Genomic DNA, 18,999 nt, shown 5'->3' with positions numbered 1-18,999 from the left:
CTCGGATTTGGAGGCGGAAGCACAGGTGAAATCCTCTTGCAGAATCAAAAGTTCTTCCTATCTTTGCGGACAAGAAAACCCCTTGAGGGGTCTTAACCCTGCGGTAGTAGCTCAGTTGGTAGAGCATCAGCTTCCCAAGCTGAGGGTCACGAGTTCGAGCCTCGCCTACCGCTCACTATGTGAGGGGGTATCCTTCTTTCCAGAGGAGGGATATCCCCTCGCTATTTGCTACATACACTACTCTCTAAGCTCATTCACGTAATGATGACTACTCCACTTCTCGGGGTAGACCTCGGTCAGATCGCCTCAGCGATAGGGCATGAGTTTACCCTCTTCAGCCTCGACGAGCTCTACAAAGCGTTCTTCACGCTCTTCGTCACCATCGATATCATCGGAGCTATCCCCATTATCCTCTCACTTAAGTCCAAGGGGAAGACCTATCACTCCGCACAGGTCGGCATCTATTCGGGGATTATCCTGATCGCCTTCCTGCTCGTAGGGGAGCCGCTCTTAGGGTCTTTCGGCGCGGATATCTCGACCTTCGGGGTCGCTGGGGGGATCGTGCTCTTTGTGATGGCCGTCGAGATGATCTTCGGTATCGAGATCTTCAAGTCTGAGGACGACTCGAGCGGCAATACGACCTTCGTGCCGCTGGTCTTCCCGCTCTTTGCGGGGGCTGCCTCGTTCACGACGCTCCTGACGCTCCGCTCGGCTGGTATCGCGATGATCAATCTGGCACTGAGTATCGTGCTGAACATGGTCCTCGTCTACCTCGTCCTGCGCTATGTCTCGCTCCTCGACCGTATCCTCGGTAAGAACGGGGTCTACATCCTACGTAAGTTCTTCGGGGTGGTCCTCCTGGCGATCTCGGTGAAGTTCATCACAAAGAATCTGATCGAAGTCATCGCCATGGTACAGCATGGGGTGGCCGCTCTCGGACAATCGTAATCACCATCCTCCTTGCGTGCGTGGGGAGGCCTCATAGACGGCATGCGTGTATCCTCGGCAGGGGCTGCACGCATATCGCCTCTATAAAAGCAATGTAATATGAAGCATGGATTTGTCAAGGTCGCAGCCGCTGTCCCCTTCGTGCGGGTCGCTGACTGTGAGTATAATGTCGAGCGAATAGAGGCTCTGGTACTGGAGGCTGACGCCAAGGGCGTAGAGATCATCACCTTCCCAGAGCTCTCCATCACGGGCTATACGTGTGGAGACCTTTTCCTCCGCCCTTTCCTCAACGATCAGGCTGAGGCTGCACTGCTTCGCCTTGCAGAGCGTACGGCACATACCTCGGTGCTCATCATCGTCGGTATGCCTATTCGCATCCAGTCACAGCTCTTCAATGCGGCTGTCGCCCTTCAGTCGGGGCAGATCCTCGGGGCTATCCCCAAGACTTATCTGCCGAACTACCGTGAGTTTCAGGAAGCACGTTGGTTCGCTGCTGCGCGTGACCTCAAGCTGGCTCACGTACAGATCGGCCGCTTCCAAGTGCCTATCGGGCACAACGTCCTCTTCCGCTCAGGCAAGCTCACCATCGGTATAGAGATCTGCGAAGATATGTGGACGCCCTACACCCCAGGGACACGCCTGGCTCTCTACGGGGCACAGATCATCTTCAACCTCTCGGCGAGCAACGAGCTGGCTGGGAAGAATACCTACCTGCGTAGCCTCATCAGCGGGCTCTCCTCGCAGAACCTCTGCGGCTATGTCTATGCCTCCGCTGGCTATGGTGAGAGCTCTACGGATACCGTCTTCACGGGTAAGGGCTTCATCGCCGAGGTCGGTAAGCTCCTCATCGAGACTCCGCGCTTCACCTACGAAGAGCGCCTGATCATCAGCGATATCGATGTGATGCGCATCGACAACGACCGTATGATGACCAATAGCTTCAATGACTCGATCGTCGACCACACCGAGCGTGGCCTCCTGATGGAGATCCCCTTCCGTCTGCGCACCCACGAGGAGTCGCACGATGTAGACCGTCAGATCGAGCAGAATCCCTTCCTCCCCGAGAGCCGCAAGCGTGACGAGCGCGCCGAAGAGATGTTCGACATTCAGGTCTGTGGTCTCTCACAGCGCCTGCGCTTCATCGGGGCGCGTCATGCCGTCCTCGGTATCTCGGGTGGCCTTGACTCGACGCTAGCACTTCTGGTCACCGTGGCAGCCTTCGATGCACTGGGTCTCCCACGTGAGGGCATCATCGCTGTGACGATGCCTGGGCTGGGTACGAGCGACCACACGAAGAACAATGCCATCGAACTGATGCAGGGGCTTGGCGTCACGTCACGCACCATCGATATCACGGAGGCTTGTATGCAGCACTTCGCTGCTATCGGGCACGATCCCGAGGTGCAGGACGTCGTCTTCGAGAATACGCAGGCTCGTGAGCGCACGCAGATCCTTATGGACCTGGCGAATAAGTATAACGCTCCCGTCATCGGTACGGGTGACCTCTCCGAGCTGGCTCTCGGCTGGTGTACCTTCAACGGCGACCACATGTCGATGTACTCGGTGAATGCGGGTATCCCCAAGACAGCTATCCAGATCATCGTCTCGCGTATGGCTGAGATCGGGAAGTTTGGTGCTGAGCTCTCGAAGGTCCTGCGCTCCGTCGTCGATACGCCTATCTCTCCCGAGCTGAAGCCTACCAATGCTAAGGGTGATATTGATCAGAAGACCGAGGATGTCGTCGGCCCCTATGAGCTACATGACTTCTTCCTCTACAACTTCCTCGGCTACGGCTATCCACCTCAGAAGATCTTCTATATGGCGAAGGTGGCCTTCAAGGATAAGTACGATGCGAAGTCCATTAAGCGCTGGCTACGCGAGTTCTATCGCCGCTTCTTCGCCCAGCAGTACAAGCGCAACTGCCTGCCTGATGGGCCTAAGGTGACGGCTGTGAGCCTCTCGCCACGTGGCTACTGGCGTATGCCCAGTGACGTGTCTTCGAATGCTTGGCTCGCTGAGGTTGATGCTTTGTCCGAAGAGTAGTCAGAGGGCATTGTACATTGAATAGTATTTTTTTGTACGTTTGTAGCCAGTTCGAGTTCCTGATATGTCAGCATGGTGCTGGCGGGGAGCTTGACTAAACAACACACATAGTACGATTATGAAGAAAGTATTTGTTTCATTCGCAGTACTGGCACTGGCACTGGCCTCTTGCCAAGGTAACACGGAGGCTTCGCAGAGCGATAGCCTGAATCAGGACTCTGTAGCTGCTGCAGTAGTAGACTCTACCGCTAACGTAGCTAACGAAGCTGCACTGGGTACCTACGAAGGTACGATCCCAGGTGCTGACGGCTCGGTGAAGACGACCATCGTCCTCAACGCAGACGGCACGTACAGCAAGCACGAAGAGTTCTCTAAGGCAGGCGCTGAGCCCATCGATGAGAACGGGACCTACAAGCTCGGTGCTGATGGTCTGCTGACGCTCATCACGCCTTCGTCCAACCTCGAGACCTACTACAAGGTAGGTGAAGGCAAGATCACGCTGCTCGACCAGACGACTAAGCAGCTCCCCGAAGGTGAGCTCGCTGCCCAGTACGACCTCGCAAAGAAGTAAGTCACCAACCGATACCCGCCTCTTGTGCGGGAATAACCCTCAGGGGCTATGCCTACAGCGCAAGCTGTGCAGGCGTAGCCCCTGCTCTTTTGTGCCCTGTCGTGGTCGGTGATCTTGCTGAAGAAGCGGCTTGGTAGAGCGGGTGGGGGGGACGAGTTTGTATGGTTTTTATACCTTTGCGCCCGATAAGATTGTATTCATTAATCCTAAGAAGTATATGGCAAAGACTAAGTTCCTCACCATCTTGGGTACCGTCGCTTCGGTGACTGCTATCCTCATGTATGTCTCTTATATCAGCACGATCCAGGGCAACCTCAATGGTCAAAAGGGGGACTGGATCCAGCCTCTCGTCGCAGCGATCAACTGTACCCTCTGGGTCTTCTACGGCCTGCTCCAGCAGCCTAAGCGCGACTGGCCTATCGTGATCGCTAACGCTCCCGGTATTGTCTTCGGTCTGGCAGCTGCCATCACGGCGCTGATGTAGTCCGACTCCTTCTGGTAAAGACTTCCCCGATATAGCTTTCGGCCCCGCCACATATCTACCGCCCTATGGCGTAGTATGTGGCGGGGCCGAAGTGCTTCTGTATAGGACGGAGTAGAGTGGGGGAGTATAGGGAGGTGCGACGACCTATATAGGTCGATGGGGTGACCAATATATATAGGTCCCGATGCGAAGCAGTATAGGTTACATAGAGAGACCTATATTGGTCCGAGCAGTGACCTATATAGGTTGATTTGCCCTCCTCATGTAGTCGCTCGGGAGCGTGCCGTATGACCAAGTGCCAGAGGTCGCCGTAGGTCTTTGCTTATACCACTATTTCCTCCTGCTCCGTGCGGGCTTTGCAACGAGGTAAAAATGACTAACTTTGTCCTCTGATATGCATTTGTATCTCGCTACGAGATGCACTCCCCACATCACAGACAATATATAAGTACAATGAATAAAGTAAGCTATGCCCTCGGGCTGAGCATCGGCCAGAACTTCCGCGCCTCTGGCTTCGATGAGATCAATCTGGATGACTTCCTTGCTGGTGTACGTGACGTACTCGAAGGCGCTGAGCCTCAGATGACCTACGACGAAGCTAAGGTCGTCATCAACGACTACTTCCAGGAAGTACGTCGTAAGGCCGTCGAGCAGAACAAGGAAGCAGGCGAAGAATTCCTCAAGATCAACGGCCACAAGACGGGTGTCGTCACCCTGCCCAGCGGCCTGCAGTATGAGGTCATCAAGATGGGTGACGGCCCCAAGCCCGAGCTCACCGATACGGTCGAGTGCCACTACCACGGCACGCTGATCAATGGTCAGGTCTTTGATAGCTCGATGGACCGTGGCCAGACGGCTAAGTTCCCCCTACAGGGCGTCATCAAGGGGTGGACGGAGATCCTCCAGCTCATGCCCGTAGGCTCGAAGTGGAAGGTTACGATCCCCTCGGATCTTGCTTACGGCGACCGCGGTGCTGGTGAGATGATCCAGCCCGGTAGCACGCTCATCTTCATCATCGAGCTCATCGCTATCGTCGGTAAGTAAGGGATGAAGCAGCTTACCAAGCACCTCGCCCTGTCGGCAGGCCTTCTCGTCGCACTCGCCTCCTGCTCGCCCAAGCTGAGCAAGCAGAAGAGTGCTGCTCTCACTACTCGTCAGGATAGTGTCGCCTATGCCTTCGGCGTCCTCAATGGGCAGGCCTTCTCCGAAGTCCTCTCCCGTATGCCTGGCGACACGCTGAGCCGTCAGCAGATCCTTGCTGCCTTCGGTGATGTCCTCCTCGGGCGCTCGACGAAGGTCTCGGCATCTGCAGCTAAGGCGATCTTCGACGAGTATGCTGCGGATCTGCAGCAGGCTGAGACGCGTCGCACGGCAGCTTCGGCTGACTCCGTCCTCGCAGCCAACAAGGCTAAGGAGGGTGTGAAGGTCACTGAGAGCGGCTTGCAGTACCGCGTGCTCCGTGCCGCACAGGGCACGCGCCCCATGGCACAGGATACGGTCGTCGTCCACTACAAGGGGACGCTCCCCTCGGGGAAGGAGTTCGACAGCTCCTACAAGCGTGGTGAGCCTGCCGTCTTCCCCCTCTCTCAGGTCATCGCTGGCTGGACGGAAGGTATCTGTCTGATGACGAAGGGCTCGAAGTATGAGTTCCTCATCCCTGCCTCCCTCGCCTATGGCGATCGTGGTGTCAGCGGTGTCATCCCAGCTGGCTCGCCCCTCTTCTTCGAGGTCGAGCTGATCGACGTGCGTCCCTTCAAGGCTGCTCCCTCGAGCGAAGAGCACGTCTCAGAGGCTTCCTCCTCTACTACCCCCAAGGCTGCTAAGCCCCGCAAGGCAGTCAAGCGTAAGAAGTAACAACAGAATATCAATCCAATATCTATCAAAAGAAAAATGAAAAAGATCTCAATGCTCCTGGCTGCTTCGGCCATGGCTCTCGGTATCTTCTCTTGCTCTAAGAGTGGCTCTGCTGACCTTAAGGATGGTGCTGATAGCGTATCTTTCGCTGTCGGTTTCGGTAATGCTACCGAGCTCGTCAACGCTATCCAGGGCGCAAAGGCTCAGGGTGAAAACGTAGACTCTGCACTCTTCTTCAAGGGCTTCGAAGAAGGCTTCAACAGCGACACGACTAAGCTGTGGTACTACGTCGGTCAGATGCAGGGCGTCCAGGCTGCTATGCGCTTCAAGGACGACTCTACGCTGAAGAAGGCTGCCTTCATGGCTGGCTTCAAGAAGGCGCTCGGCCTTGACTCTGCTGCTCGTGCTAAGCAGGCTGACAGCCTCGGCGCTATCGCTCAGTCCTACTACGAAAAGAAGCAGGAAGTAGAGCGCGCTAAGTACGAAGCTGAAATGGAAAAGCAGATGGAAGAGCAGTACGGTGAGAACAAGAAGAAGGGTGCTGAATTCATCGCTAACTACAAGAAGGAAGCTGGCGTGAAGACGACTGCTTCTGGTCTGGCTTACCAGGTCCTCAAGGAAGGTAACGGTGCTACGCCTAAGGCTACGGATATGGTCCAGGTGAACTATGTCGGTAAGCTCATCGATGGAACGGTCTTCGACGAATCAAAGGGTACGCCTGCTGAGTTCCGTGTTGACCAGGTCATCAAGGGCTGGACGGAAATGCTTCAGCTGATGAAGGTCGGTGAGAAGGTCAAGGTCGTCATCCCTCAGGAGCTGGCTTATGGTGCTCGCTTCGCTGGCGAAAAGATCCCTCCTTTCAGCACGCTGGTCTTCGAAATCGAGCTGCTGAAGATCTCTGCTGCTAGCGCTGCACAGCCCGACTCTCTCTAAGCTATCGGCGCGTCCCCGCGCTAATCACTTATCTCCCCATGTGGCTGCACTCCTCGCTCGAGGTGTGCAGCCACATGGCTTTTTTTATGCCATCCATAAGGCTCCTGTTACGCTGTAGGGATAGGAGTAGAGAGTGAGTAGAGCGACTCTATTGGGGTAGCATCTACGCCAAAAATGCTGGTATACTAAAGTGTGTATCTTTGTAGAGGTCGTTGAGATGTGCTACCAATCTTGTCTCACAAAAGGAGCGTGTCACGCTCCATCATTCACGTCCCCTTATCTCACACATAATTCGCACTATGTCTAATCTCGATACTTCTACAGAACAGCCTTCTTTCCCAACTGCAAATAAGCTGAAGTGGTGGAAACCGGTGGCGCTCATTCTTGGGGTAGCTCTCATCCTTCTGATGTTTATATTCTCCAATGAGCTTGAGTTCTACTGGTACCATTATAGAGCAAATCGGGGGGATGCTGAAGCGCAGTTTAATTTAGCTCTTTGTTATGATGAGGGTAAGGGCGTTGCTTTAGACCAAGCAGAAGCTGTCCGTTGGTATCGTCGGGCTGCTGATCAAGGAAATGCCTCCGCACAGCATAATTTGGGCGTTTGCTACTCTCAAGGAACGGGTGTCCCTCAGGATTATGTAGAGGCTGTCCGATGGTTTCGTCGGGCTGCAGATCAAGGAAGTGCTATAGCGCAGAATGCTTTAGGCGTTTGCTATGAAGAAGGTGGTGGTGTCCCTCAGGACTATGCAGAAGCCGTCCGCTGGTATCGTCTGGCTGCCAATCAAGGATATGCTGCGGCACAGAATAATTTGGGCAGTTGCTATGATGGAGGGGTCGGTGTTCCTCAGGACTATGTAGCAGCAGCTCGCTGGTATCGTCTTGCTGCTGATCAGGGGCTGTCTTCTGGGCAGTATAATTTAGGCCTTTGCTATGAGTTGGGTCGGGGTGTTCCTCAGGACTATGCAGAGGCCGTCCGCTGGTATCGTCTGGCCGCCGATCAGGGAAATGTTGATGCTCAGAATAATTTAGGTACTTGCTATGAAGCCGGGGTGGGTGTCCCATTGGACTATAAAGAAGCCGTCCGCTGGTATCGTCTGGCCGCCGATCAAGAGAGTGCTGAAGCTCAGAATAATTTAGGCACTTGCTATGCCTCTGGTAAGGGTGTCCCTCAGGACTATGTAGAGGCCGTCCGCAGATATCGTCTCGCTGCCGATCAGGGACATCCCTTCGCTCAGTATAATTTAGGTGTTTGCTATGACTCGGGTAAGGGTGTCCCTCAGGACTATGCCGAAGCTGTCCGCTGGTATCGTTTGGCTGCCGATCAGGGGGAGGCTGCTGCTCAGAATAATTTAGGCACGTGCTATGGCTCGGGTCGGGGTGTCCCCCAGGACTATGTAGAAGCCGTCCACTGGTATCGTCTGGCTGCTGAGCAAGGTGATGTTGATGCACAATTCAACTTAGGGTACTTTATGTATAAAGGACTTGGCGTGAAGCCTGATCACAAGGAAGCTCTCGTTTGGCTGAGGAAGGCAAGTGCCCAAGGAAGTGAGGAGGCAAAGACGTTCCTGAGTGAGATCGGAGAATGATGAGATAGCGGTTCTTTTTACTCCCTCCGAGATGTGATCGTATCCCTTCGCAGGTTGATATTGATTTGCCATTAGGATTGCTCACTGGTCATCCTTATTTCACTACTGCAAAGTAGTTTCTGAAGCAGGGGGAGCGTGGGGAAGATGGAGATAAAAACTGGATGAAAGGATGCTGTCGTGCAACGGGATTTTTACGTTGTTTTGGTTATTAAGAAAAATGTAGTACCTTTGCAGTGCAAAAAGATAGCGCGGAGTGGAGCAGTGGTAGCTCGTTGGGCTCATAACCCAAAGGTCGTAGGTTCGAATCCTGCCTCCGCAACAAAGATGATCAGTCAAAGCTGATACCAGAGCCTCCCCTGAATTCCAGTGGAGGCTCTTCTTATTCATACTACACTTACTATTTTCTTCACCTCTCACGGTAATTATGGCCCAATCGAAACCTTGTCCTCTGCGTGAGGATATTGACAAGGAGCGTCTCTTGGACTTCTTATTGCGCTATGCCACGACGCAGACAAGCGTCGGCGTGCAGACCAATCGTATCGTAGTCAATACGACGCGTATCGCCCATGCCTATGGCTACGAGCCGACGATCATGACCTTCCAGCGCAATATGACGATGACACTTAGCCCTGTCTTAGGCGATGGTCGTCACTCCTATCGTCCGCTGGATGCGCATCCTGTATCTGGGATGCTGCAGCATAGACATGGCCCCCTGAACTTCTTCTTCAATGCAGAGCTGAGCCGTCTGTCTTGGTACACCTACGATAATCACCCAAGTCTCGACGAACTCGAAGAGCGCTTCGAGAAGATCCTCAATACACCTCCGATGAATCGCTGGCTTGTGCTCTATCTGATCAGCCAGGCGAACATGGCCTTCTGCCTGCTCTTCGGTGGCGATCTGATGTCGGGGCTCTTCGTCTTCCTTGGTACGTTCTGCGGCTTCCTCCTGCGTCAGGAGCTGAATCGCCGTCACGTCTATCACTATCTGACGGTAGTCCTCTCGGCCTTCGTCGCTTCCTTCGTCGTCGGTCTCGGTGCGAAGTTCGGCTACGAAGAGTTTCCTAAGATTGCCCTAAGCGCCAGTGTGCTTTACCTTATCCCTGGCGTCCCCTTCATCAATGGTATGATGGATATCCTCGATGGCTATATCCTCAACGGCATCTCGCGTCTTCTGACAGCGGTGATGATCGTCGTGAGCATCACCGTAGGCCTCTCTGTCACGCTGATGTCCCTTGGTCTCTCGCTTCTCTAACCTCTTATCACCATCGCAATCGTATAGGACTACGCTACTATGGACTTCCTCCTTATCTTAGAGAAAGGCTTCTTTGCCGCTATCGCTGCCTTGGGCTTCGCCGCCGTTGGTAATCCTTCTAAGGCGGCCTTCCGATATGTTCCGATCATCGCTTTCTGTGGGAATGCCCTGCGCTTCACGCTGATGACGTATGCGGGCATGAATATCGCCATCGCCACATTCTTCGCAGCGGTCTTCGCTGGCTTCATCGCTGTGGGCTTTGCCTATCATGCCCGCTACCCGATCGAAGTCTTTGCCTTCCCCGCTCTTCTGCCTATGATCCCAGGTCAGTTCGCCTACCGCTCTATCTTGGGCACGATTCGCTTCATGGAGTCGACGCAGGAGGTGGCGCAGGAGCAGTATCTTCCGGGCATCATCTCGAATACGATCACGGCACTGCTGACGATGTTTGCCCTCGGAGTGGGCGTCGCCATCCCGCTATTCATGTGCTACCAGGCCTCCTTCCGCATGACGCGAGGCGAGGCGAAGTAGTGAGAAGGCACGGCTTCTCCGAAGGCCTTCTTCGCTCACCTATATAAGTACAGAGAGAAAGGTATATACCCTTCTGCCGAAAGTAATATAACCTCGGGTCAGAAGTTATATAACTTCCGAGGAAAAGTAATATAACTTTTGCCGAAAAGTAATATTACTTTTGAGTGAAAGTAATATAACATTCGGCTGAAAGTAATATAACAATTGGGATCATCGTCTGGAAGCGCGCCCGAGGGCATGCTAATCGGTGGTCCCAAGCTATTCGATGTATATGGATTTATTGCACTTTACCCCCATCACAGCGGCCTCGAGAGAGGAGATAACGGCTTATACGCTCACCAACCAGTCCCGTATCTGCGATCTGGCGTTCGCTAACCTCTTTGGCTGGGCTGTGAAGTATGAGACGAGCTACGCCATAGCTGACGATACGCTCTTCATTCGCTTCACCTCGTCCGCACGTCCACATCCAGCGTACCTTATCCCTATTCGTCGGGGTGGGGGCTGTGGCTCGGATGCGCTGGATCGGCTACGTCACGAGGCCGATGCAGGTGGTTATCCGCTCGTCATGATGGGGATCACGCCGCATTGTCGGGAGCATCTCGAGGAGCTTTGCCCTGGCGCCTTCACCTTCCTCGAAGACGAAGGAGCGGCGGACTACATTTATCTCCGAGAGCGTCTGGTCAGTCTCTCGGGGAAGGCGCTGCAGTCGAAGCGCAATCACGTCAATAAGTTCGAGAAGCTCTACCCTGATTTCAGCTACGAACCCATCACAGGAGCCAACGCGCTGGAGTGCCTTGAGGTCGAGAAAGCCTGGCTACAGCAGCACGGCAGCGAAGACCAAGGCGAGGACAAGGAGCAGGAGGTCATCCTGCGTCTCCTCTCTTCCTTCGACGAACTGCAGCTCTCGGGTGGCATCCTGCGTGTCGGCGGGCAGATCGTCGCCTTCACTATCGGTTCGCCCATCAATGAGACGACCTTCGGTGTGCACATCGAGAAGGCCAACCGTGACTATGATGGCGCCTTCACTGTGATCAATAAGCTCTTCGCCGAGACCATCCCCGAGCGCTACACCTATGTGAATCGCGAGGAGGACTTAGGTATCGAGGGGCTCCGCAAGGCCAAGCTCTCCTACAAGCCTGATATCATCCTGCAGAAGATCGCTGCAGTCCTGCGCCATGAATGCCCCACTGAGCCCTAAGGCACGGGATGCCTATCGCCTTTGGCAGCTCTGCTTCGGGGATACGGATGCCTTCCTCTCATCGTACTTTAGTGAGGTCTACCGCGACGATAGCACGCTCATCGGCTATACCGAAGGAGTAGCGACGACGCACCTGCAGTATCTCCCCGTGGAACTTTCTTCGGGTGGCGAACGCTTGCCCGTGAGCTATGTCGTGGCAGTATGTACGCATCCCGACTACGCTGGACGTGGCTTGATGAAGGAAGAGCTGAAGACTGCCCTCAGCCTATCGCAAGAGCGTGGCGATGTCGCTTCACTTCTCTTGCCTGCCGAAGATTGGCTCTTCGATTACTATACGAAGGCTGTGGGCTATGCTCCCATTCCTGTCGCCGTGACGACAACCTCCCTTGACGCCGTGCTCTCTGAGTCTGACCCCGAATGTGAAGGGGCGACGCTCGTCCAATACCTCACTACCGTGGAGTGTGCAAGCAAGGCGTCACAGCTCCTGCATACTCCTGCACTTTGGCGTGTAGTGACCGAAGACTACCCGACAACTGAGGGCTATGTGCTTCGTGAGCATCGCACGGCAGAGGGCAAGATCAATGGCGCGCTCTTCTACGTAGAGCGGGAGGACGAAGTCGTTGTACAAGCTATCTACGGAAGCTCAGCAGTGCGAGAAGTCTTGCTTCAAGAGCTATCCGATTCGGCGAAGAAGGTGAGCTATTATCTTCGTCCCGAGGGAGGACGAGGGGTAGGGGAGGAGCGACGGGGAATGATTCGCCTCCTCGATCCTCTACGCTTCCTACAGCATCTCGCTACGCTTCATCCCGACCTTAGAGGTGCTTGGGCTTATAGTGACGAGCTGTTCCCTGCGCTCGATGGGCTATATACAGTCGAGGGTGGGGTAGTGCGTCGCACGGCTTACCCTACTTCGGATGCCTATCCTAAGTGCCGCACGACGGCAGAGCTATTTGCTCAGCTTGGGAAGTCCCTTGGCGAGGAGCTGAGCTACTCGCTACGCCTCTTCTTCGAGGCGGTATAATTCGGCTATAAAAGAGATAAGGGCTGTACCACCCAGCAGGTGATACAGCCCTTATGCTATTTCCGGCTATCGGATATGGAGCTTAGAGCAGCCCTTCGATAGACTTCTTCAGAGCGTCCTTGCTCTGAGCGCCGACCTTCTTCTCTACGACTTCACCGCCCTTGACGAAGATGATCGTAGGGATGTTGCGTACACCGAAGCGGTTGGGAAGCTCGGGATCCTGGTCGACGTCGCACTTACCGATGACGACCTTACCTTCGTATTCCTTTGCGAGCTCTTCGATGATGGGAGCCACCATCTGGCAGGGGCCGCACCAAGTAGCACTGAAGTCGAGGACTACGGGCTGGTCGCCGGCGATGAGCGTGTCGAAGTTCTGGCTGTTGATTTCTAATGCCATAATTGTTTCCTTTCTTATAGGTGAGACTAATATTATTACTTACTACTTAGCTGTCATCTCGATGCCGTACTGACGGCAGAAGTCGAGGAGGATAGGTGTCGGAGCTATCATACCTTGGTCATAGGTGAGCTCGACATCATTGCGCCCCGTACCATCCGAGAGTCTTATTGATAACATAGCAGAGCCGCTATTGTTCGATATGATCTCTCCGAGCTCGCTGATGATGCTCTGATTGACGATGCGTACATCGATATTCAGGTGGATGCTGGAGATGATTCGGTCGATGACATCACTCAGCAGGCTCACGCGCTGGATATTCAGCTCCAGCTCTTCGCCGTAGCGGCGCTTCTGGATGACCCCTTCGACGAAGACGAAGAGCCCCTTCTGGCAGTACTGCGAGTAGCTCACATAGTTCCCACTAAACAGCGGAATCGTACACGAGCCTTGTGTATCCTCGATCGTGATGCGAGCATAGGGGTCGCCACGCTTGGTCGTTCCGATAAAGACGTTCGACACCATACCGCCGAAGGAGACTTGACGGCCTTCGCCGAGAGCCTCTGGGTCATTCATCATCTGTGCATTGACGGGGCAGTAGCACTCGAGGAGTACGCGGTAGGGGTCAAGCGGATTGCCTGAGAGGTAGAGCCCGACGAGCTCACGCTCCTTATTGAGACGCTCCATATCCGAGAGCTCGACGAAGTGCGTCGGAGGTGTGGGGCGTGGGATCTGTAGGGCATCGTCATCGCCTCCGAAGAGGGAAGACTCATTGAGGCTCTGCTCTGCCTGGCTGACCTGACCGAAGCGCACGAGGGCGGAGAGGAAGGAGTCATCATTCCCCGTCTCCATCGGTGCGCTATAGATCTCACGCTGCAGGCCGAAGCTATCGAAGGCACCGGAGAAGATGAGGCTCTCAAGCGTCTTCTTATTGACGATGCTCATGGGCACGCGCTCGAAGAAGTCATAGACATTCTCGAAGGGCCCATTCTCCTCGCGCTCACGGATGATCATCTCGACCGCTGAGCTACCTACGCCCTTGATGGCGTTAAGCCCGAAGCGGATGTTGCCGTCTTGGTTCACGGAGAACTTGAAGTCGGACTCATTGATATCTGGCGTGAGTACGCGGATGCCCATAGTACGGCACTCGTCCATGAGCTTGATGATTTCGGAGATGTTGTTGAGGTTGCGGCTCAGCGCACCAGCCATGTACTCCGCGGGGTAGTTCGCCTTGAGGTACGCTGTCTGATAGGCGACCCAGCTGTAGCAGGTAGCATGGCTCTTGTTGAAGGCGTAGCTGGCGAACTTCGCCCAGTCGGCCCAGATCTTCTCTAGCGTGTCCTCCTTGTAGCCCTTCTTCGTGCCACCAGCGAGGAACTTCACCTTCAGCTCGGCCATCTTGTCGGCAAGCTTCTTACCCATCGCCTTACGCAACCCGTCGGACTCCCCACGCGTGAAGTCGGCGATCTCACGGGAGAGTAGCATTACCTGCTCCTGATAGACGGTGATACCATAGGTGTCCTTGAGGTAGCGCTCCATACATGGCAAGTCGTAAGTGATGGGCTTACGGCCGTGCTTGCGGTCGATGAAGTCGGGGATGTAGTCCATAGGCCCTGGGCGATAGAGGGCGTTCATCGCGATGAGGTCCTCGAAGGTCGAGGGCTTCAGCTCGCGCAGGTACTTCTGCATCCCAGCGGATTCGAACTGGAAGGTCCCGACGGTCTTCCCCTCGGTGTAGAGCTCGTAGGTCTTGGCATCATCAATGGGGATCTTGTCGATGTCGATCTCGATACCGCGGCTCTTCTTGATGTTCAGCAGGGCTTCCTTGATGACCGAGAGGGTCTTGAGCCCGAGGAAGTCCATCTTGATCAGGCCCGTAGACTCGATGACCGAGCCTTCGTACTGCGTCACGAGCATGCTCTCGCCCGTGGCCTTGTCCTCGGCGGTGCTCAAGGGGACTACGTCGCTGATATCCATCTTCCCGATGATGATACCGCAGGCATGCACGCCCGTACTGCGGATGTTGCCCTCGAGCATCTGAGCGTACTTCAGCGTATCGTGAAGTAGGGGATCGGGGCTAAGAGAAGCCTGCTTCAACTCGGGGACGTGCTCAATGGCTGCCTTGATAGAGATGTTCTTGACATCGGGGATCTTGTCAGGGATGAGCTTCGTGAGGCGGTCACTCTCCGAGAGAGGGAGGCGCTGCACGCGTGCGACGTCCTTGATGGCACTCTTGGCGGCCATCGTGCCATAGGTGACGATATGGGCTACACGCTCGTAGCCGTACTTCTCCGTGACCCAGTGGAGCACATCCGCACGCCCGTCATCGTCGAAGTCCACGTCGATATCAGGCATGGAGATACGGTCGGGATTGAGGAAGCGCTCGAAGAGGAGGTCATAGCGGATGGGGTCGATATCCGTGATACCGAGGCAGTAGGCTACGGCTGACCCTGCAGCCGATCCACGCCCAGGGCCTACGAAGACGCCCATATCACGGGCGGCAGCGATGAAGTCCTGCACGATGAGGAAGTAGCCAGGGAAGCCCATGCCAGAGATGACGCCCAGCTCGAAGTCGATACGCTCACGTACCTCGTCGGTGATGCCCTCTTCGCCGTACTTGCGGCGGGCACCCTCATAGGTCAGATGACGGAGGTATTCGTCGGCATTGGCGAACTGCTCGGGGATGGGGAAGTCTGGCATGAGAGGATCGTTCTCGATGCTATAGAGCTCGACCTTGTCGCAGATCTCCTGCGTCGTGGCGAGCACCTCGGGTAGGTCGGCGAAGAGCTCGTTCATCTCTGCCGTCGTCTTCAGCCACTCCTGCTTGCTGTAGCGCATGCGTCGGGGGTCGTTGAGGTCCTTACCCGTGCTGAGACAGATGAGGCGGTCGTGCGCCTCGGCATCCTCTTCGTTGAGGAAGTGAACGTCGTTGGTAGCGATGACCTTCACACCATGCTTCTTCCCCAGCTCGAGGAGGACAGCATTGACCTGCTGCTGCTTTTCGTAGGTCTCTTGGTTACCGAGCGGGTTGTCGGTCTTGTGACGCTGTAGCTCGAGGTAGAAGTCATCACCGAAGAGCCCCTTGAACCACTCGATGCTCTTCTCCGCCTCGTCAATATTGCCGTACATGATGTGCTGGGGGATCTCCCCACCGAGGCAGGCCGAGGAGGCGATGATGCCTTCGTGGTGTGCCTCCAGCAGCTCCTTGTCGATACGTGGGCGGTAGTAATAGCCGTCGATCCACGAGCGTGAGACCATCTTGATGAGGTTCTTGTAGCCCGTGAGGTCCTTCGCTAAGAGGACTAAGTGCCAGCCACTATTGTCCACGGATTGATTGGGACGATAGGGGTTGGGGACGTTAGCATCCTTCTTGAAGCGCGAGCGACGAGCGCAATAGACTTCGCAGCCGAGGATGGGCTTGAAGAGAGGCTTAGCTTCGGCCGCCTGCAGCTGTTCTCGCAGCTCGCTCAGCTTAGCTTCGTCCTCAGCACTACGCTCCTCCTGCTCCTCAAGGGCCTTGATCTGCTTCTTAAGATCCTTGCGCTCGCGAAGCAGGGGGCCGTTCTTCTTATTGACGTAGTCAAAGAACTCCTTGATGCCGAACATAGCACCGTGGTCCGTGAGGGCGATGCCTGGCATACCGTCGGCCATAGCTTTGTCGACAAGGCCTTTGATCGAGGCCTGGCCGTCAAGGAGGGAGAACTGTGAGTGTACGTGGAGGTGTACGAAAGGCTGCATAATGACTGAAAATGAATGGATTGCGAGGGCGGCTTCCTCTGCAGTGTGGTGCAAAGTTACCGCAAATAGCTCAGAATTCTGTGCCCCGAGAGGAGAAAAATTTCCCTCCCGAGAGCTCGATCTTTGTAGTGCTTTGAGGTCTAAATCAATACACGGAAAACTTACGCTTCGCGGAAGAAAAATTCGTTCCTCCGCGACTAAAAGCCATCATCCCGTAGAGCAAAACTTCCGACCACGCACGTAGTCCTAAAATCTACGTGCGTAGACTTTAGGTTTTACGTGCGTAGTCCTTATGTCCACGTACGTAGACGAAGGTATAGCTGTATGACTTCGGAGAAATAGCCCCCTAAGCACGAGCGAATAATACCAGTGATCGACGATTATTTTCAAATAACGTGCATGAAACAGGTGTGGTGGTCTGTCGGTGCAGGAGTACTCAGGATGTAGAAGCCCCTCTACGAAGTGCGTCGCGACTGAAATGGGAGGGTGACGATAAAAGAAGTAGGTCACTCACATGATACTCGGTGAGTATCGGTGAGTGACCTACGCTTGGGGGAGCCACGAGCAGATTAAGTGAAAACTCCGAAAAACAGGATTTGAGATCCCCGCCCCCTTTGTAATCTACTCTGCTCGCCATAGGCGAGGAGACCCGAAGGTCTCGGTAGCCCGCCATTGGAGGAGAGGGTTGCCTCGGTTTTCAACTTAGTACGATGAGTTTCCCAATCGACAACGTGGCTCTTTTCTTTTGTTCTACTACAAAGATAAGCATTTGTTCGGATCTCGTCAATACGGTAGATCTATGCGCTCTTTGCTTATAGTGAGGGGAGGAGACGGCCGAGGTGGATGCCGTTGGAGCCCTTGACGAGGATGAGGCTGTCCGTGATGGGCTTTGCCTCGATGCGTGCGATGAGCTCCTCGACCGAGGAGAGAACGTGGTCCGAAGCTCCGAGCTCCTCTACCCAATGCGGACCGCAGAGGTAGATCGTCAGCGGCGAGGCGGTGTGCGCCTTGAGACGGGCATACAGTTCCTGATGGGCTTCGTGGCTCGACTCGCCCAGCTCGTTCATATCGCCGAGGATGACGGTGCGTGGACGATCCAGAGGCTCAATGTGGAGGAAGTTGTCCAGCGCCGTGTGCATACTCGATGGGTTGGCATTGTACGCATCTGCGATGATTTGGTTGCCACGGGCGGAGGTGATGAGCTGAGAGCGGCTGTTGCTGGGGGTGTAGCTGGTGAGGGCTTCGTCGATGCGCTCGGGAGCTACGTCGAAGTAGAGACCGATGGTGATCGCTGCGAGAGCGTTGGCGAGGTTGTAGTCCCCGACGAGGTGAGTCTGTACGCTACGCTGCTCGATGCCGAGGGTGGGGCAGGCCCAAGAGAAGTGGAGGAAGAGCTGGTCGCCAGTGCTGGGGGTAGCTTGCCCGACGATACGTGCCTCGGGGTCGGTGCCGTAGTCGATGCGATCGATACCTTCGCTCATCTCCTCGAGCGTCTTGTCTTCGGCACGGAAGAAGACGATACCCTTGCGTGCGCGGAGGCTATCATAGAGCTCGCCCTTAGTGCGGCGTACCCCTTCGATGGAGCCGAAGCCCTCGAGGTGCGCCCGACCGATGTTGGTGATGAGTCCGTAGTTGGGCTCGGCGATGCCGCAGAGCTCATCGATGTCCCCAGGCTTGCTGGCTCCCATCTCGATGAGAGCAAGCTGATGCTCAGGGGTGAGGCGCAGGAGGGTTAGGGGGACACCGATATGATTATTGAGGTTGCCCTCGGTATAGAGGAGGCGGTAGGTCGTCGAGAGGACGGCTGCGGTCAGCTCCTTCGTCGTCGTCTTACCATTCGTCCCAGTGATCGCGATGACGGGGATGTCCAGCTGCTGACGGTGGTGGCAGGCGAGCTGCTGCAGAGCCTTCAAGCTGTCTTCGACGAGGATCGTGCGCTCGTCGATCTGTGCGGTGGGGTCGTCGATGATAGCGTAGGCAGCACCAGCCTCCAGTGCGGTACGGGCATACTGATTGCCGTCGAAGCGCGCTCCGCGCAGGGCGAAGAAGATGCAGCCCTCGGGTAGCTGGCGGGTATCGGTGCTCACCACGGGGTGGGCGAGGTAGATGGAGTAGAGGTCTTCTATCGTGATCATAAGTCGGGTCATAAGGGAGTAGGGGAGTGGGAAGCGCCCTACGGTGACACTACTATTATATATGGTGACACAAAGGTACTACATAGCCTCAATACCGCGTAGATAGGCTGGGATTCATCTCGGGGACTGCTGTGAAGAGTAGCTACCTCCGTCCTTTCCCTACCTATTGTTGTTAGGTGTATGGCATATTATTGTATAGGGGGAGGGTATGCTATTATATAGGTGTATGGTATGATTTGCTCACCTTTGTGCCTCGCCCTTCCCTTGCGCCTTCTATCTGACTTGCGGAAGAGGGGACGCAAACCACTATA

The 18,999-nt window shown here is 55.1% G+C and carries 15 protein-coding genes and 2 tRNA genes; 14 read left to right on the top strand and 3 right to left on the bottom strand.

The genetic code is table 11. The features are described from left to right. The first annotated feature begins 100 nt into the window (after positions 1 to 100). The 14 genes from IEX77_RS05520 (at position 101) to IEX77_RS05455 (ending at position 12,424) form a co-directional block, all read left to right on the top strand. Positions 101 to 173, top strand: a tRNA-Gly gene (locus tag IEX77_RS05520). Positions 174 to 261: 88 nt separating this feature from the next. Continuing rightward, positions 262 to 948 (top strand): MarC family protein, encoded by a 687-nt coding sequence (locus IEX77_RS05515; protein ID WP_188808061.1) that lies wholly within the window; start codon positions 262 to 264, stop codon positions 946 to 948. 99 nt (positions 949 to 1,047) lie between these two features. After that, on the top strand, positions 1,048 to 2,991 hold the full coding sequence (locus tag IEX77_RS05510; RefSeq protein ID WP_188808060.1) for an NAD(+) synthase: 1,944 nt from the start codon (positions 1,048 to 1,050) through the stop codon (positions 2,989 to 2,991). A 118-nt stretch (positions 2,992 to 3,109) separates the two neighbouring features. Continuing rightward, positions 3,110 to 3,562 carry a copper resistance protein NlpE gene (locus IEX77_RS05505; RefSeq protein ID WP_188808059.1) on the top strand — a complete coding sequence of 151 codons (453 nt, stop codon included), beginning with the start codon at positions 3,110 to 3,112 and terminating at the stop codon, positions 3,560 to 3,562. A gap of 217 nt (positions 3,563 to 3,779) precedes the next feature. Then, positions 3,780 to 4,046, top strand: a complete 267-nt coding sequence (locus IEX77_RS05500) for a SemiSWEET family transporter (RefSeq protein WP_188808058.1) — start codon at positions 3,780 to 3,782, stop codon at positions 4,044 to 4,046. A gap of 453 nt (positions 4,047 to 4,499) precedes the next feature. After that, positions 4,500 to 5,090 (top strand): BamJ family beta-barrel-assembly machinery protein, encoded by a 591-nt coding sequence (gene bamJ, locus IEX77_RS05495; protein WP_188808057.1) that lies wholly within the window; start codon positions 4,500 to 4,502, stop codon positions 5,088 to 5,090. A gap of 3 nt (positions 5,091 to 5,093) precedes the next feature. Then, the gene (locus IEX77_RS05490) at positions 5,094 to 5,900 is read left to right on the top strand and encodes an FKBP-type peptidyl-prolyl cis-trans isomerase (RefSeq protein WP_188808056.1); all 807 of its coding nucleotides are present in this window, start codon (positions 5,094 to 5,096) and stop codon (positions 5,898 to 5,900) included. A 36-nt stretch (positions 5,901 to 5,936) separates the two neighbouring features. Further along, positions 5,937 to 6,833, top strand: a complete 897-nt coding sequence (gene bamJ, locus IEX77_RS05485; protein ID WP_229770805.1) for a BamJ family beta-barrel-assembly machinery protein — start codon at positions 5,937 to 5,939, stop codon at positions 6,831 to 6,833. A 407-nt stretch (positions 6,834 to 7,240) separates the two neighbouring features. Beyond that, positions 7,241 to 8,422 carry an SEL1-like repeat protein gene (locus tag IEX77_RS08490; protein ID WP_188808055.1) on the top strand — a complete coding sequence of 394 codons (1,182 nt, stop codon included), beginning with the start codon at positions 7,241 to 7,243 and terminating at the stop codon, positions 8,420 to 8,422. Positions 8,423 to 8,669: 247 nt separating this feature from the next. After that, positions 8,670 to 8,741: transfer RNA gene (locus IEX77_RS05475), tRNA-Met, on the top strand. Between the two features lie 105 nt (positions 8,742 to 8,846). Continuing rightward, a complete protein-coding gene (locus tag IEX77_RS05470; RefSeq protein ID WP_188808054.1) occupies positions 8,847 to 9,674 on the top strand; it encodes a threonine/serine exporter family protein in 828 nt (275 codons plus the stop codon). A 39-nt stretch (positions 9,675 to 9,713) separates the two neighbouring features. Beyond that, positions 9,714 to 10,205 (top strand): threonine/serine exporter family protein, encoded by a 492-nt coding sequence (locus IEX77_RS05465; protein WP_188808053.1) that lies wholly within the window; start codon positions 9,714 to 9,716, stop codon positions 10,203 to 10,205. Positions 10,206 to 10,476: 271 nt separating this feature from the next. After that, complete coding sequence (locus IEX77_RS05460) at positions 10,477 to 11,403, top strand: DUF2156 domain-containing protein (RefSeq protein WP_229770804.1); 927 nt, start codon at positions 10,477 to 10,479, stop codon at positions 11,401 to 11,403. Next, on the top strand, positions 11,381 to 12,424 hold the full coding sequence (locus IEX77_RS05455; protein WP_188808051.1) for a GNAT family N-acetyltransferase: 1,044 nt from the start codon (positions 11,381 to 11,383) through the stop codon (positions 12,422 to 12,424). Before IEX77_RS05460 ends, IEX77_RS05455 begins: the two co-directional genes overlap by 23 nt. An 82-nt stretch (positions 12,425 to 12,506) precedes the next feature. Here the strand turns inward: IEX77_RS05455 and trxA are convergent, their stop codons facing one another. From trxA to IEX77_RS05440, 3 genes are all read right to left on the bottom strand, one after another. Next, entirely contained in the window at positions 12,507 to 12,821 is a 315-nt protein-coding gene (gene trxA, locus IEX77_RS05450; protein ID WP_188808050.1) for a thioredoxin, read from the bottom strand. A gap of 42 nt (positions 12,822 to 12,863) precedes the next feature. After that, entirely contained in the window at positions 12,864 to 16,553 is a 3,690-nt protein-coding gene (dnaE, locus tag IEX77_RS05445; protein WP_188808049.1) for a DNA polymerase III subunit alpha, read from the bottom strand. Positions 16,554 to 17,365: 812 nt separating this feature from the next. After that, the gene (locus tag IEX77_RS05440) at positions 17,366 to 18,685 is read right to left on the bottom strand and encodes a UDP-N-acetylmuramoyl-tripeptide--D-alanyl-D-alanine ligase (protein WP_188808191.1); all 1,320 of its coding nucleotides are present in this window, start codon (positions 18,683 to 18,685) and stop codon (positions 17,366 to 17,368) included. Positions 18,686 to 18,999: the final 314 nt, after the last annotated feature.

It is taken from the genome of Porphyromonas pasteri (assembly GCF_014647755.1).
Taxonomy (GTDB): Bacteria; Bacteroidota; Bacteroidia; order Bacteroidales; family Porphyromonadaceae; genus Porphyromonas; species Porphyromonas pasteri.
This window is presented reverse-complemented; position numbering and strand designations above follow the sequence as displayed.